14 protein-coding genes and 1 pseudogene are annotated in these 15,663 nt (G+C 37.4%); 10 read left to right on the top strand and 5 right to left on the bottom strand.

The window, feature by feature from the left end; genetic code table 11:
- A partial coding sequence (locus DW015_RS12035; RefSeq protein ID WP_207659383.1) for an AAA family ATPase occupies window positions 1-958 on the bottom strand: 958 nt, incomplete at its 3' end.
- Between the two features lie 772 nt (window positions 959-1,730).
- Here DW015_RS12035 and DW015_RS12030 point away from each other — a divergent pair.
- From DW015_RS12030 to DW015_RS12015, 4 genes are read left to right on the top strand one after another with little or no spacing between them, the layout of a single operon-like run.
- A complete protein-coding gene (locus DW015_RS12030) occupies window positions 1,731-2,189 on the top strand; it encodes a hypothetical protein (protein ID WP_117905795.1) in 459 nt (152 codons plus the stop codon).
- Between the two features lie 14 nt (window positions 2,190-2,203).
- Window positions 2,204-3,295, top strand: coding sequence for an ABC transporter permease (locus tag DW015_RS12025; protein WP_117878812.1), 1,092 nt, complete (start codon window positions 2,204-2,206; stop codon window positions 3,293-3,295).
- A gap of 49 nt (window positions 3,296-3,344) precedes the next feature.
- Window positions 3,345-4,709 (top strand): ABC transporter permease, encoded by a 1,365-nt coding sequence (locus DW015_RS12020; RefSeq protein ID WP_181979923.1) that lies wholly within the window; start codon window positions 3,345-3,347, stop codon window positions 4,707-4,709.
- Between the two features lie 6 nt (window positions 4,710-4,715).
- On the top strand, window positions 4,716-5,381 hold the full coding sequence (locus tag DW015_RS12015; protein ID WP_117878808.1) for an ABC transporter ATP-binding protein: 666 nt from the start codon (window positions 4,716-4,718) through the stop codon (window positions 5,379-5,381).
- A 237-nt stretch (window positions 5,382-5,618) separates the two neighbouring features.
- Here DW015_RS12015 and DW015_RS12010 read toward each other — a convergent pair whose 3' ends face one another.
- From DW015_RS12010 to DW015_RS11995, 4 genes are all read right to left on the bottom strand, one after another.
- Entirely contained in the window at window positions 5,619-7,232 is a 1,614-nt protein-coding gene (locus DW015_RS12010; RefSeq protein ID WP_117865799.1) for a DUF4368 domain-containing protein, read from the bottom strand.
- Window positions 7,233-7,336: 104 nt separating this feature from the next.
- Window positions 7,337-7,540, bottom strand: coding sequence for a hypothetical protein (locus tag DW015_RS12005; protein ID WP_022126680.1), 204 nt, complete (start codon window positions 7,538-7,540; stop codon window positions 7,337-7,339).
- 113 nt (window positions 7,541-7,653) lie between these two features.
- On the bottom strand, window positions 7,654-8,136 hold the full coding sequence (locus DW015_RS12000; protein ID WP_022126681.1) for a ribbon-helix-helix domain-containing protein: 483 nt from the start codon (window positions 8,134-8,136) through the stop codon (window positions 7,654-7,656).
- A 408-nt stretch (window positions 8,137-8,544) separates the two neighbouring features.
- A complete protein-coding gene (locus tag DW015_RS11995; protein ID WP_117905793.1) occupies window positions 8,545-9,837 on the bottom strand; it encodes an AAA family ATPase in 1,293 nt (430 codons plus the stop codon).
- 283 nt (window positions 9,838-10,120) lie between these two features.
- On the opposite strand from DW015_RS11995, the gene DW015_RS11990 reads away from it, so the two are divergent.
- The 6 genes and pseudogenes from DW015_RS11990 to DW015_RS11965 form a co-directional block, all read left to right on the top strand.
- Window positions 10,121-11,215 (top strand): DUF6076 domain-containing protein, encoded by a 1,095-nt coding sequence (locus DW015_RS11990; RefSeq protein ID WP_207659382.1) that lies wholly within the window; start codon window positions 10,121-10,123, stop codon window positions 11,213-11,215.
- The gene (locus DW015_RS11985) at window positions 11,205-12,020 is read left to right on the top strand and encodes a sigma-70 family RNA polymerase sigma factor (RefSeq protein ID WP_022126658.1); all 816 of its coding nucleotides are present in this window, start codon (window positions 11,205-11,207) and stop codon (window positions 12,018-12,020) included. Before DW015_RS11990 ends, DW015_RS11985 begins: the two co-directional genes overlap by 11 nt.
- Window positions 12,021-12,125: 105 nt before the next feature.
- Complete coding sequence (locus DW015_RS11980; protein WP_022126657.1) at window positions 12,126-12,665, top strand: sigma-70 family RNA polymerase sigma factor; 540 nt, start codon at window positions 12,126-12,128, stop codon at window positions 12,663-12,665.
- Entirely contained in the window at window positions 12,658-13,335 is a 678-nt protein-coding gene (locus DW015_RS11975; protein WP_181979922.1) for a DUF4367 domain-containing protein, read from the top strand. The genes DW015_RS11980 and DW015_RS11975 overlap by 8 nt, the downstream gene beginning before the upstream one ends.
- Before the next feature lie 99 nt (window positions 13,336-13,434).
- Window positions 13,435-13,854: a hypothetical protein gene (locus DW015_RS11970; RefSeq protein WP_117859694.1), complete on the top strand. Its 420-nt coding sequence runs from the start codon at window positions 13,435-13,437 to the stop codon at window positions 13,852-13,854.
- Between the two features lie 180 nt (window positions 13,855-14,034).
- A pseudogene (locus DW015_RS11965) lies at window positions 14,035-15,663 on the top strand (thrombospondin type 3 repeat-containing protein); the annotation flags it as partial.

The following is a 15,663-nucleotide window of genomic DNA, read 5'->3' as shown; positions in this document are numbered from 1 at the left end:
AATGAAGAATTATCAGTCTGCCGTTTCTTGTTCGCTTGTACTGAAAATCAATTCCAAACTTTTTGAGAGTGTAACCGTTCTGCACCAGATCTCTTGTTACTCTGTTGGGATAAAACGTTTCATCGGAAACACTTTTCAGAACATTCACTAATTCCGAAGCTGTACCGCAGAAATCAATATGCTTCTTAAGATACACATACAGTGCAGCCAGAAAAATGTTATCTTTATTTTTGCAGTTGAGCGGCTCATCGGTGACGATCCACTTCTTTAAATTGCTGTCAAACTGCAAATTAATTTCTGCGTTTTCAATATCACGACCTACACAATGAAGCTTTGCTGTACGACTTCCACGCTTGCTTTCAATCAGAACCATGCTTCCGTCAACACAACCGCTTAAGCCTGTACTGCCTGAGATCATATTAAATGGATCGCTGTCAGCACACTTTCGTGTGTGATGCACAACTACGATTGTAATTTCAAGCTTGTCGGCAAGTGCTTTCAGAACGGATAGGTCTTTGTAGTCTGAACCATAGCTTGAATCAGTATCGCTGCGAACCATTTGCAGAGTGTCAATGAACACAATTTTTAGACCGCAATGTTCAATTTTAAAACTTTCGATTTGTTCTTCAAGTCCGTTGCCGATAGATTCAGACATAACAGAGAAGTACAAATTTTCAGTTGGCACATCAGTTATTTCATACAAGCGGTTTTGAATACGAACGTAGCTATCCTCTAAACACAAATACAATGCCGTGCCCTGCAATGTTTTCTGACCTAAAACACTTTCTCCTTTCGCTATAGACAAGCACATATCAAGCGCAAGCCACGATTTTCCGACTTTTGGTGCTCCTGCTAAGATATACAGACCTTGTGCAAGCAGATTGTCAATGCAGAATTCAATCGGTCTGTACACAGTGGTCATGATCTCCTCGCAGGACTTTGAGTTGAACTTTTTCAATTTATCAAGCCTCCTATTCAATTTTCAAGTTGCTATTAAGTTTCACCCTTTCTGCTCACGGCGAAAAATATATACAAAACAAAAAGCTCGTAAAGACGTTTAAATCTTTACAAGCTTTTATCATTCTCCATTTTCATGGTATCGCATTTTGATACATTTGTCAAGAGGTATGCAGTATTTTCATTGTTTTGCACAGGAGATTGGATTTTGATACTGTGGCAAGATGTGCGTTTTCGACGTCGCTGTTTGCGATGGAGGGTGTGGCAGTTATATTTATGTATGTGATAGTCACACTGTTTAATGGACTTGTCCATAAAATAATCCAGAGGTATTATTGACAAATCAAGAAAAACAACCACAAAAGAGATTATGTGTTTCCAATCGGACACACAAAAGCCCCAGAAGATGCCACTTCGAGGGTCTTTTTGCTACTTGTCGGATTTATGCCTGTCTAAACACTTGCAAATATAGTAACCATCTACACTTACCACAACAGACAAAACTAAAAAGTGCATTATATTATCTTTTTTATAACAAAGTCAATGAAAATGTCCTATATATTATTTAATATTTTGCACATTATGAATAAAATATAATTTTGTTCATAAACATATATTGACAAAATATTATTGCTATGTTATTATAATGTTGTAAAACGTTTTACTAAATAAATATTAACATAAAAGGAGTAAAAAAATGAATAACTTCATCAAAAAAACTTTATGTGCAGCTTTGGCAACTATTATGATGTCTGGAACTTTTGCGGTAGCAGATGCTGCAAGCACAAGTAAAAAAAGATAATACGGGTAATTCCTGCAAGTATAAAAATTCTATTAATTTAGATCTAAATTCATATACAGCACGTGGTAACAATGGCGCTGTTAATAGTATACACGAAGTTAAATATAATTATGGAACAGTTACATTTTCCCCTTGCAATGGTAAGACTAATGCTAATAAGGTAATTTGGTACGCTGAATGGAAAGCGTCTGGGAAAATTAAAGATAAGATCAAACATACTTACACTTTAAAAAATAATTCAACAGAGTCGAGAGATTTAAGTGATGGAATGAAGTGGAATACATTTGATAAAGATATTACATATTTTAGAACTGATATTTATCCAATAATATCACCTGCAAATACATCAGTAAAAAAATCACAGAACAATACATATACATCAAATAACAATAAATATCGTAGACGTGCAAGTACTAATATAACTCATTAATCAGGAGATATTTAATGAATACATTATCAATTGTTATAAAAAATCTAAAAAACTTTATAATTAAACATACTGTTGTTTTTATCATAATGTTTATTGCACTTATTATATCTACAATTACAATATTGTATGTAGTGGTTAAGCTTGATTGCTTATCTGACAAGTTTAGTGCAGGTGATTTATCTCTCAATAAAATTGACTTAAAGAATAACGAATGTCAACTGGCAATTGATGATATTTCAGACAGATTTCAGAGCTATTATGAAAATAATAGCTCTGTTAATTATGTTTGTGGATATCTGGATTCCGATGAAGGCTATATGGGCTTTTTTATCACAGACGAAAAAGAGAACTTAAAAAAATTTTCTGAACAATACAAACCTATGAAAGGTCGTTTTTTCTCTGATGATGAAATAGAAAATGGCGATGAAGTAATGATTATTGTGGGAATTGGTACAGAATTAAAGTCTATGACATACGACAATACAAATTTCAAGGTGATAGGTAGTTATGCTCCTAATAATATGGCGAATGGATATTTAACTCAAAAGTCATTAATAAAAAATAATATCATTCCAACAACATATTCAATTGTATTCGACAAAGAATTAAGTGTACAGGAAATCAAGGAATATAAAAAAGAACTTGAAGAATTGTTTCCGGAATTTAAAATAGAAACTACAATGGATTATATTTCAGAAAACGCTCCTGTTATGCTTGATTTTGAAAATATCTGCTTGTTACTTATGGTAATTGCAGCAATTATTTCATGTGCTTATTTATATTCTTTTATACTTCAAATGCGAGTAAACAAAATATATATTTTCAAGCTTTGTGGTGCTTCCCCAGGAAATTTAATGAAAATTTTTGTTTCTGAAATGATAGCTCTGTTAATTATGCAATTCGGAGTTGCCTTTATTATTTTCAGAGTAATTCTGATAAATGTTTTGAAAAAATATGATGTGGCATTTTATTATGGATATTCCCGGATTCATGTAATCATTGCATTTTTAATCATTTTTGTATTGTGTTTGCTGATATTTATTCCTGTTCTTTTTTATTATTGTAAGAAGAATGCTATTCAGATAAAACAAAAGATGAAAGGGTGATAAAATGATTTTTAAGTATGCAGTTAAACAGTTGAAAAGACGTCCTTTCATGACTATTTTAATTTTATTTCAATTTGCAGTAATAACACTTTTAATAAGTATGATTTTAACCAAAATAAGCAGTTATTTTGTGACAAGCAATCTTATAAAAAAGATATGTGAAGGGGATAGTTATTATATTCAATATGATATTTCTTATAGTATAGAAAAAGATGACAGAGCTGGTGAACTTTCAAACGCTTTTGATGCTGAATTTCAGCCTTATTTGGACAAACTGAATAATCAAGAAATTACACAGGAAGAATTAGAAAAAAAATATAAAGAGCTGGATAAAAAATATGATAAAATATTTAAAGAAGAAAATTTAGATGAATGTTCCGCTCCTCCTGATATATCCAAATTACCTTATGTAGGGAAAATATATGCTTATTATGATTCTACACTAACATATACCCCTGATGATTTAATAACTTTATTGAGTACTGATTATATTAATGATTTGAATTTTAAAATGCAAAGTGGAAATTGGCTTTCTGATGCAGAACAAACAGATGATTATCTTAATCTGGTAGCTTTTTCAAGCAGCAATTATAATATCGGCGATGTTATTGACGTATCAATGGGTGACGTTGACGGAGCCATAAAAGGAAAAATTGTTGGTTTGGCTGATTATTCATATTATAAAGAAATTTGTGAACATGGGTCTTTTGAAACAGATAACTATTTATCCTTAGATAACATGCTGCAATTTAATTCAGCAACTATTTTTGCTGAATATTCTCCGGATTTTTTTGAAGAAAAAGCAAAAAAATACTTCTTTTTTTTAGAACCATTCGGTCAATCCGTTAAGCTGAAAGATGATATTACTCAAGAAGAAAAAAAAGAGTTTTTTTCCGTTGCAACATCAAATAAATATGAATGTGTTGATTTGAAGAAGGCTTATCAAAACACATATATCCGTGATAAAAAGAATTTTCAGAACGATATTATTTTCTTGATAACAGCGTCATTAATTGCAATAATTTCTCTTATAGGAATGACTGCATTAAGTGTATCAAAAGAAATTAAGACATATAGTATTTATTGCCTTAACGGTATGACAAGAAAGCAATGTATTGGTATAAATGCAGTAGTAATAAGTTTATTGGTTATAATTTCAACATTAATAGCATTTATTGTAAAATTCAGCTATTCATATTGGTGTTATATTAAACGCTATATCGATTTAGCTGCATTTTATTCAAAAGAACATGCAAAAGCAGTAGTGAAATTCAGTAATTATTTTTCGATTGGAACATCAGAAGCTGTTGCTGTAATTATTCTATTATGTATTGCATTCATTTCAGCAATGATAATACCGTATTTTACTTTAAAAAGACTTGACATCATTCAGAATATTAAGGAAAACAGGTAGGTAATCATGATAAAAATATCAAACATAACAAAAAAATACAATCCTAAAAAATCCAACGAATTTGAAGCTCTGCACGGAGTTTCCTGCGAGATTAATGACGGAGAGCTTGTGGCTGTTATTGGCAAATCCGGAGCAGGAAAATCTACACTTTTGCATATTCTTGCTTGCATTGACAATTATCAGGAAGGCGAATATACTATTGACGGAACTCTGGTAAAAAATCTTTCAGAAAAGCAATATGCAAAAATTCGTAATGAAAAAATAGGCATGGTAATGCAAGATTTTGCTCTTGTAGAAGATTTCACAGCTTTGGAAAATGTTATGATTCCACTCAATTTCTCAAAGCAGAAAATAAAAAATAAAAAAGAAAAGGCTCTTGCTGCATTAAAATCTGTTGGCATTGGAGAACTTGCGAAAAAGCCCTGCAATAAGCTTTCTGGCGGACAAAAGCAGAGAGTTGCAATCGCCCGTGCGATAGTCAACGAACCGAGCATGATACTCGCCGATGAACCAACAGGTGCGCTTGATACCAAAACCTCTGCGGAGATCATGGCACTGTTCAAATCATTGAATAAACAGGGACGTACAGTAGTGATAGTTACTCACGATCCCAAAATCGCCGAACAATGCGACAGGATTATTGAGATAAGTGACGGGAGAATAGTAAAGTAAAATAAAGGCGGATATCGGGCGCTATCTCGCACTGTCGTTACGCTACCCTCAGGTGCTAGTGATCGCAAGGTCATGTGGGTTCAAGTCCCGTCATCCGCACCATATTGGTGAGACTAAATGGATGCTCACCCTTAAAAGCCCGTATTATCGCGGCACAAATAGGGAACGACCCTAAACTTATGTATCACGGAGAGTCATCTGATTTATTCAGACTAATGCTCTCCGTTTTCTTTTTGTCTACTTTACAATTCCGATATGAGTAAAGTAAATATCGATTTCCTGCGTGATACTGCCGTTATCGTCTTTCAGCTTTTCGTGAACCTCGATGCGCGATACAAACGTGTGTAAGATTTCCTGAGTTAATTCTGTAATATCTGTGTACTTTTTAGCAAGCGCAGCAAATCTTGCGGTGTTAGCCGTCTGGGATTGAAGCTCCTGCATCGTATGCTTCAAGTCTGATATTTCCGCTTTAAGCTGATTCTGCTCATCAGTGTATCCCTGCGACAGCATTCTGAACTGATCATCATCAATCGTACCAAGAACGTGATCTTCGTACAGCTTTCTGAAAATTATTCCGACCTCGGCAAGCCTTTTCTCGCTCTTTTTCAGTTTTTTGTTAGCTTCGGACAGCTCTTTTTTAGCAGCAGTATTTGACTCCCGACTGATATACTCAGCAAAATCATCTGTACGTTCTCTCGCAAACGCAGTCACATTCCGTATTTCATGCAGTACGATTTCCTTGAGATGACTTTCCTTAATACCGTGCATGGTACATTGTTCCCGACTATTTTTTCGATACGAAGAACAGATAAATTTCCAGTTTTCAGACTTCTCTCTTGCGTGTCTGTGAAAATATAACTTCTGTTTGCAGTCCGCACAGAAGACTATTCCGGCAAAAATACTTTTCTCTCCGCTCCTTGTGAACCTACGCTTGCTCTGCCTGAGTCGCTGAACTATCTCCCATATATTAATGTCGATTATCGGCTCATGAGTATTTTCAATCAGCTTGTGCTCGCTTTTGGGCAGCTTTAATTTCCGATGGTCTTTGTATGACGCTCTGCCGAACCTGAAATTACAAGTGTGTCCGAGATAGCTGACGTCCTCCAAAATATTTGCAACTGCGGTCGGATTCCAGCGGTAGGGATAGCTTGTATCAAAGTTAGAAATAACATTTCCCGTTTGACTGTACTCGTACATCGCAGGAGTGTATATCTGTTCTTCCTCAAGCCTGTGCGCGATCTGAGCCGGACCCAAGCCATCAGCGCATAGTTGAAAAATATATTTTACGACCAGCGCTGTTTCGGGATTGGGCAGAATTTTGTTGTGATCCTCCTGAGATTTCATGTAACCGTAAGGCGGACGTGAAGCGACTCTCTGCCCTCTTTCGGATTTTATTACACAGCTTGCCTTAATTTTTCTGCTTGTATCCTTGACGTGGAATTCGTTAAAAATGTTGTAGAATGCCGCCATATCGACAGCGGAGGAATCCGGATTATCGGAATCAATATTGTTATTGATCGCAATATAGCGGACATTTCTGCGCGGAAAATATTCCTCTGTGTATAATCCTACGTGCAGATGATTTCGACCAAGCCTTGAGAGATCCTTTGTAATTATTGTGCCGATCCTGCCGTTGTCCACATCGTCTATCATGCGTTTGAATGCAGGACGTTCGAAATCTACTCCCGTGTACCCGTCGTCAATGTAGAACGCGGTGTTGTAAAATCCATGTTCATCGGCATATTTTTGAAGTATATCTTTCTGATTTGAAATGCTGTTGCTTTCTCCCGCAAGCTCATCCTCGTGACTGAGCCTGCAATACAAAGCCGTTATCTTATTCGTGTCTGACATTATTAACCTCTCTTTCCGTCCATTATGCGGACTCTGTCAAACCGATTGAGATTACAGATAGTATATCACAATCGATTCTGAAAGTCCAGCGATAATCTATAAATTTATGATAATTTTTCAGCGGCGGATCTCAGCAAATATTTCAGCTTGTCCTCAGCTGTGGATTTTGAGGTCATATCAAACACCGAGTTGATGTTGTAAACAATTCCGTCAATGATCTCGGAACGACTTTTGATATACTTATCCTCAGTTTGCGTTATGCTGCCGGAGCAACAGCTTTCGTTTCTTTCTATAATATTTGTGTCCATATACCTCCTGCTCTCCGATATATATCGGAACAAATGTTGAGAAAATTCGTGTAAACAAATCAGTTCAGTCCTTTCGTTTTAAATTTTTTGTGCGAATTTGATACGCACCGATTTTACAATTCGTTATCATCAACCTCATAGGCGTTAACGATAACATCACCTTCGCCATATTCGCAAGAATTTTCAGCTATATTTTGTTCGGCAAATTCACGGTTGTTCCTTGCAATCAAATCGTCAAGGTTAACTTTACCCCTTGTCCTGCGAACGTTACGCACCGCCTCCTTGCGATACTCCGCTATAACTTTCGGAGGAATATCAGCCAGCTCCGACAGTATCATAATCACAATTTCTAGCTCAACTGCGTATCTGAACAAGCCTTTTGAGATTTTAGTTATCCCTGCCTCGCTACCTTTCACGATTTCATCTGCAAGATTTTTTGCGATGATATTCTTCTGCCTGCCGACTTCAATTGAGGAAACATACTCCCTTATCGCCTTGGCTATAAATTCTGAACGTGAGTGCGAAGTTTTCTCCGCATACTCATCACAAAGTTCCAAAGTTTCATTGTCTAAGCTTATTCCTATTTTCTTTGCCATAATTACCTCCGTTTCCTGCGGTATTACCTTTTGGTGCACACTCCAAAGGGCGATATTTCCGCATTTTTATTGATTTTTTACTTGCTGCGACACCTCCGTTTCATACTTTTGCAAATTAAGACTCCTTTTACTTGAGAGCCGAAAACCTCCGTAATTTCGGCAAAATATTGCGGTCAGCTTTGCTGTCCGCTGTGAGTGCGACACCGTCGCTTTAACTTGCAAATTATTAGTTATGCTTACTTTAACCTCTGCATATCCGGTATTTGTGCAGATTGACAATCGCCTTTTATTATCAGAATTAAAACCTCTCACACATATCGCCCACAGCGGCTCACAAATAGCCTGTGTCGGCTTTTAAGCTGTTTCTGCTAGACTTACCCGACAAAAATTCAAGCCACGCAAATCGGCTTACGTTGCCTTTCTTTGCGTTTCAAACGGCGGAATTTCAATCCCCTTATTCGCAAGCTGACTTCTTATTTTATTAGCAGACATATGCAGTACTTCATCAAGGCTCATTAACTCGATTTCATAAACTTCATTAGCGGCAGGGTCAGTAACGTCATCAACAGGGTCGGCAGAATCACAAACAGTGACAGCGGATTTTTCTGCCTCAACTTCGTACTCATCAATCGCAAGCAACGTATTTAAAGGCTTTTCAAGCATTTCACTGTTACCGCAAGTGACAGCAGGGTCAGCGTTTTCACACTCCTTCGGCATAAGATTTCTGCCGTCACTGCTGTCACTTTTCATATCGTAATTCAGAATAATTATTCGCTGTCCGTTGCTGCGTTTGGATTCAAACGTTACTCCGTAATCCAGCAATTCATAAGCGTGTTGAATTAAATCTTTTTTGACACGATTTGAAAACATTTCTTTGTCCAGCAGAGCAGATAACTTTTCAGCAAGTTCAGTAGCAGAGCCTTTAAACTTTTTCTGAGTTACCATAAAGTCGTGAACAGCAAAGGGGAAATAGTCGGGTTCGATATTTTTAATCTCATCAGACACTTTCCATCTGCTGCTTTCAAACACAACATTGATCTCTTGATTTTCAATATCACGACCTACGCAATACAGTTTAGCTTTTCGACTTCCACGCTTGCTTTCAATCAGAACCATACTTCCGTCAACGCAACCGCTCAAACCTGTACTGCCTGAAATCATATTGAACGGATCGCCGTCGGAACACTTTCGTGTGTGATGAACCAGAACTATAGCTATACCAAGCTTGTCCGCAAGACTTTTTAGAACGGATAGTTCTTTGTAATCTGAACTGTAGCTTGACTCCGATTCGTTACGTACCTTTTGCAAAGTATCTATCACAACAATTTTCAAATCGTCAAACCGCTTCCTGCAGTATTCAATTTGTTCAGGCAGACCATTTGAAATTGATTCCGCCATAATTGCAAAATGAAGATTATCGGACGGATCGTCTGTCAGTTCGTACAACCTGTTTTGCAGACGTATCAAGCTGTCCTCTAAACTAAGGTATACCACATGACCGCAGGACGTTTCTTTTCCAAGCACCTTTTCTCCTTTTGCTATAGACAAGCACATATCAAGCGCTAACCATGACTTTCCGACCTTCGGTGCTCCTGCGAGAATAAACAATCCTTGCGAGATCAAACCGTCAACACAATATTCGATCGGTTTCATCGGAGTATTCATAATATACTCGCTGCTGTACATTTTTAATTCTTTCATTTTATCGACCTCCTTTTAATATGCAAAGCCGCTGACCTCGGTTCTGCAAACAAAAACGCACCGCAGAAAACGAAATCTGCGGTGCGTTTTTTACCCTCTGATATTATTATATGCGGAAATTCAGAAAATGAATAAAATCACATAACATTATTTTTTTATTCAACACGACATTTTCAGTTGCATATTGCGGCAAAATATGATATACTTAATTTGGAAACTGTAAAAACGACAGCCTTGAGGTGTAATTATGTTTAACGATATTTGTTTTTATGTCAAAGGGAATATGATCGAGGTCAACGGTCGGGACTTTTTACTGGGCGAGCTTTCGGCATCATGTATGAATATACCTCCTGCCGAATTCGAAGAGATATATGACAAGTATAAATCGGCGGAATACATAATGAACCATGAAATCAATGCTGAAAAGGATATTGCCGTTGAATATATACCGCCCTCGAAAGAAGATTGGCTCAAGCTGAACGGAATTATGATTGAAATAGATACGGCTTTGAAAAATCATAAAATATTTCAGGTTTTTGATACTCAGAATGCTGCCGGATTTTTCGAACGATTTACTGATATAGACGATACAATGATTGCTCACGAAACCCGGGAGCTTTATTACAAGACTGCAAGTTTGTACAAACCTGTGATCGACGATATATTTAATTTCAATAAAACTATGTATTACTTTGTAAACGACTTTCTGTCACATCTAAAAAAGCTTGATCCTGAAAATTTTGCCGCCGCTTACTATGACTTTCTTACAAATCCTATGGCGTACAAGATGACCGCAAATCCGATCATGAACGAATATATGTCGTATACAAGCGCTGATTTTCTTGAAATGAATATGATCCCCAAAGAGATAACCGAGGGCTGCGGAGAGTATGTAATTGCGGAATACTACCATGTTGATAGATTGCAGAGCTTTTTAAAGGTCGATTTTCTAAAAGGTCTTATGGCAGGACATCATATACGCAGATGTGAACATTGCGGACGATTCTTTCTTATGACCAAAGGCTACAAAACAAGATACTGCGACAAGGCTGCGCCTGAAAATCCGAGGTTTACCTGTAATCAGATGGCTTACAGAACGGTCAGAATTAAGGAAGAAAATGCGGATAATCCGAAATATCAGTCATATCGGCGCTGTCTTAACAGGGTTATGCGAAGCTATCAGAGAAAAGTTATTGATGAAAAACAAAAATCTGTTCTTCTGCGACAAGCAGAAGAACTGTACCATAGAGCAATGACCTCTCCCGAATTCAGCAATGAGGAATTTGAACAGCAAATGCAGTCTGAAAATCTTTACAAATTATGCGGTTTTGACGTTCCGAAGAGAGGCAGACCAAAGGCGGTTAAGAATGACAAATGAGGAACTGATATCGAAATATTATGACGGTAATATGCAAGCTTTATATGATCTGTACGAGCAGAATGTCGGGTTCATACAGAGCGTTGCTGCTGCGGTCGCAAAAGACTACAAAAATTATTTGCGTTTCAGCGATACCTTTGAAGACCTTGTTCAGGTTGGCAGTTTGACGTTCTTTGAAAAGCTGAAAGCAAAAAAATATGACGCAAGAAAGGGCAGTCTACTGACATATCTTACTCCCCAACTTCGATATGCAATGCAGGAGTTTATTGAAAATTTCAGTTCTCCGGCAGGACTTTCACATTCCGATTTCTCAAAAATACAAAGATGCCGCAAGCTGCATAATGAAGGTATGTCAAATTCGGATATATCCAAGGAGCTTGGCATGGACAGGAAAACCGTTCAAAGCTGTCTGTCATTCTCTTTTAAAACGGAAACGCTGATGATACGGGCGGAAACAGAGAACGGAATTGAGTACATTGAAAATCCTGGGCTTGTCGTTAACGATCTGCACCCCGATAACAAGGTTTACATTGAAGTTAGCCTTGAGCTTTTCAAGGAATTGTTTGAAAACTTATCAGCCAGGGACAGAGAAATTCTCGGCAGAAAATATGGTGCATTCGGGTATGAAGAGACCTCCGTTAACGACATTGCGGACTATATGCTGATCACCAGAAACGCTGTAAACAAGGCTGTTAATTCTGCAACAGAGATTCTTCGCAAGGAATACCATAACGGGAGTAAGCTGAAATGGTGGCGGTTGTGTAACCGGGCGGTTAAGGATGCCTTGGAGGGTAGGACAGCATAGGAATCCGTTGAAATATCTGACGAGTTTAAGGCGAAATTACGGGCGTTGGCGGAGTTTTTGGTTTTGCTGTATGAAAATGATAAACAAAAATAAATGGGGGGCATTATGCTTGCAATATACTTAACCTTAATTGATAACGAAGACGATAAGAAATCATTTGAGGATTTATATAATCAAAATAGGTCTAAGGCTTATGCGATTGCGTTTAATATTTTGAAAAATAAAACGTTAGCTGAAGAAGCTTGTTCGGAGACTTTTTTTAGTCTCGCAAAAAGTTTTCAAAAAATTAAAAATTTAGAATCTCACAAATTGGACTATTATATTGTCATTACTGTTAGAAACGTGTCTTTGAATTTACTGAAAAAAGAAAAGGAACACATTAAAGCTATGAATTTAAGCGAAGATATTCCCGAATTAACAGACGAGACGCTTTGTGACAGAAATTACGATAATATAGTTGATTGTATCAAGCGGCTTTCATATACCGATCAGGAAATTCTTTACCTGAGAATCACTCTTGGCATGAGGTACAGTGAGATTTCGTTAGCACTGCATATTTCCAATGCGGCGTCACGACAGCGTTTTCAGCACGCAAAGGATAGTCTTGCAAAGCTGCTTGAAAAGGAGGGCATTTATAATGGATAACTATTCAATATTATCAAGAGCTATAGGCGAGGCTTTTGAACCTAAGCTTGATGAATTTATTGACTCTGTAAATTTTGATGTTAATGCCGAGTTCTCAGAAAAGTTCGAACGTAAGATGGACAAACTTATACGAAGAAGGAATAAACCGTATTTTAATTTGATATGTACCGGAGGAAGACGAGCGGCGTGTATAGCGGCTGTTGTAATAATTTTATCGGCATCCTCGCTGAGCGTTGAAGCGGTGCGTGAGGCGGTTCATGATTTCTTTATGAGTATTTTCGAAGATCACACTGCCGTTTCGGTAAACAGCGATACTGAAAAAGATTATCCGGCGACTATTGAAGAAGAATATGCGATCTCAAATCTGCCCGACGGTTTTGAATTATCTGATTATAACCGGGATAGCGGAACAATATTCGCCGCTTATTTTTATGGAGATAAATATATCTTTTTCGAGCAATTTGTTCATGATAGTTATCTGGTTAATTTTGATAACGAACATTCCGAGCTTGAATACTACACTGATGAATCAGGACAGGAATATCTTATTCAAAGTACCAACCATGATTTCTGTATTTCATGGGATAACGGCGAATATATTTTTAAAATCACAAGCAATTTGAATAAAAAAGATACATTATCTTTGTGCAAGTCTACAAAATCGAAATAAATCTTGAAAAACAGCTCACAAAAACGAATATTTTGTTGTCATTAAGAGTGTAAGAGGAAAAAATTCTCTTGCACTCATTTTTTTGTAGGAGGAGATATTATGAAAAAAATTGTACCTGTTTTTATGGCTTGCCTGATTTTCTGTTCGGTGGGAGGAACTACGGTGTTGGCTGCTGTTCCACCTGATAACGGCGGTATTGTTTCGCCTTGTTACTTGTATACTAATCAAGCATATAGCAATTTGAGTATTTCTGGTGGTGTGGCATCTTGCAAGAGTACCGTTTACGGAATATCGGGTACAACGACTAAAATCGTTGTAACTCAGACCTTGCAGGTAAAAGACGGAATGTCTTGGCGCAGGATAACCGACTGGAGCGAAACTTTTAACAGCTGGTACTGTAGTTATCCTAACTCGTACTCACCAATTGGCAGCGGAACCTACCGCGTTAAAACAGTTGCAAAGGTCTACAAGGGCACGTCCTACGAAACTATTACTGTTTACAGTACGGAAGTTTCGTAATAATCTACATTCTATGCTTTTTTGCAGAGAGGCTTGGTGATTCCAATGGACTAAGGTATATGAATTTTGGGTTTGTCTGACGTAGAACCAATATCGAACGATTACAATACGGACTGATAATATGCAGTATTCCGAATATATGGAGTTTATTCGGCGTATTGCGGAAACAGAGGAGAAGCTATGAACCTTAAAAGAAACTTTAAACGAATACTTTCCGGCGTAATGAGTGCAGCTATGGCGGCAACTCTTTTGCCGAGTTTGCCCGCAGTCGCAGAGGAGGCAGCAGAAAAGTATCCCTATACAATGTTTGCCGCTTCTGATACAGAAGGAGCTATCACCATTAATGCTAACAATTTCTGCGTGAACGGAAATATAGCGACAAACGGCACAATAGTTTCAAATGGGAATTTGAACGTTAATGGTACGAAAACTGAGAATGCAGGCAAAGAAATGATATATATCTTTGATAAGATCGATTCAGCCTATTTTTCAGGCAATAATATTGATGAATATTCACAGGATTACACTCTTGAAGAAATAAACATAAACATCAATGATCCGCTGGAGGTTGAGGGTAATGCTACTCTTACAGGCAACATAAATATCAACACGGCGCTTAAAGCCTTTGAAGATGTTACCCTTAACGGCGAGGTAAAAAACACAAACAATTCTGTCATCTTTTCAAAGTATGGAGATATTGTGATTGACAGCCAGAACGTTAATCTTAATGGTCTGGTATATGCTCCTTTCGGCAACGTTGAGATAATGGCTCAGAATCTGAATCTCAATAATGTTGTCATTATTGCGGATACAATAACTTTCAACTGTCCAAGCGTAAACGCTAACTATAGTGGCAATGCTGGCGAATTGGTTGGCACTGTTTCAGAGCCTTTGGATATACCTGTCGATGAATGGCAGTATATGAAGGATGAAAACGACAATGGCTTACCTGATTTCTTTGAAGATATGAATAATTGGGAGCTTCTCAAAGATACCGATGGAGATAAGCTTCCTGACTGCGTTGAGCAGTATCTTGGAAGTGATAGCACGTTGGTAGATACCGATGGTGATCTTCTTGATGACTATTATGAGGTGTTTGTTACCGGAACTGACCCGACTTTGATTGATACAGATGAAAACGGAATTACAGACGGTGATGAGGATTTTGATGAAGACGGATTAACAAATCTTCAGGAGTATGAACTTGGTACAGAGCCTTATAATGATGATACGGACGGCGACGGACTTAATGACGGCGAGGAGATCAACACTTACATAACTGATCCTCTCAAAGTTGATACGGATGATGACGGACTTGACGACGGCGATGAGATTTATTTTGAAGACGATCCGCTTGACCCGGATACAAATGGAAATGGTATATTAGATGGCGATGAAAAGCGTTCGCAGACGTTTGTCCATAAAGTAGAAAATGAAGATTGTGCTGTTACAGAAGTCCGTATAGCTATGGAGGGTACAGGCAATATTCAAAAAACAACAACTGTTGAAAGCATTATGAATAAAGACATTCTTTGTTCTGATGTTGTGGGTTTGATCGGTGAGCCTTTTGAGATCAAAACGACTTCGAAGTTCGATAAGGCTACGCTTACTTATGTGATCGACAAGTCAAAGCTTGGTGATACTGAGTTTGACAACCTACTGTTTTTATGGTATGATGAAGAAAATGACAATTTTGTTGAGCTGGATACCATACTTGACGAGGAGAATTCAACTGTAAGTGTGGAAACTACACACTTCAGTAAGTGGTTTTGTCAATATCACTTGACACATTTTATTCGAACAAGAATT

The organism is Ruminococcus sp. AF37-20, assembly GCF_003460465.1.
GTDB classification, from domain to species: Bacteria; Bacillota; Clostridia; order Oscillospirales; family Ruminococcaceae; genus Hominimerdicola; species Hominimerdicola aceti.
Note: the sequence above shows the minus strand (reverse complement) of the source record. Positions and strands in the feature narration are given on the sequence as shown.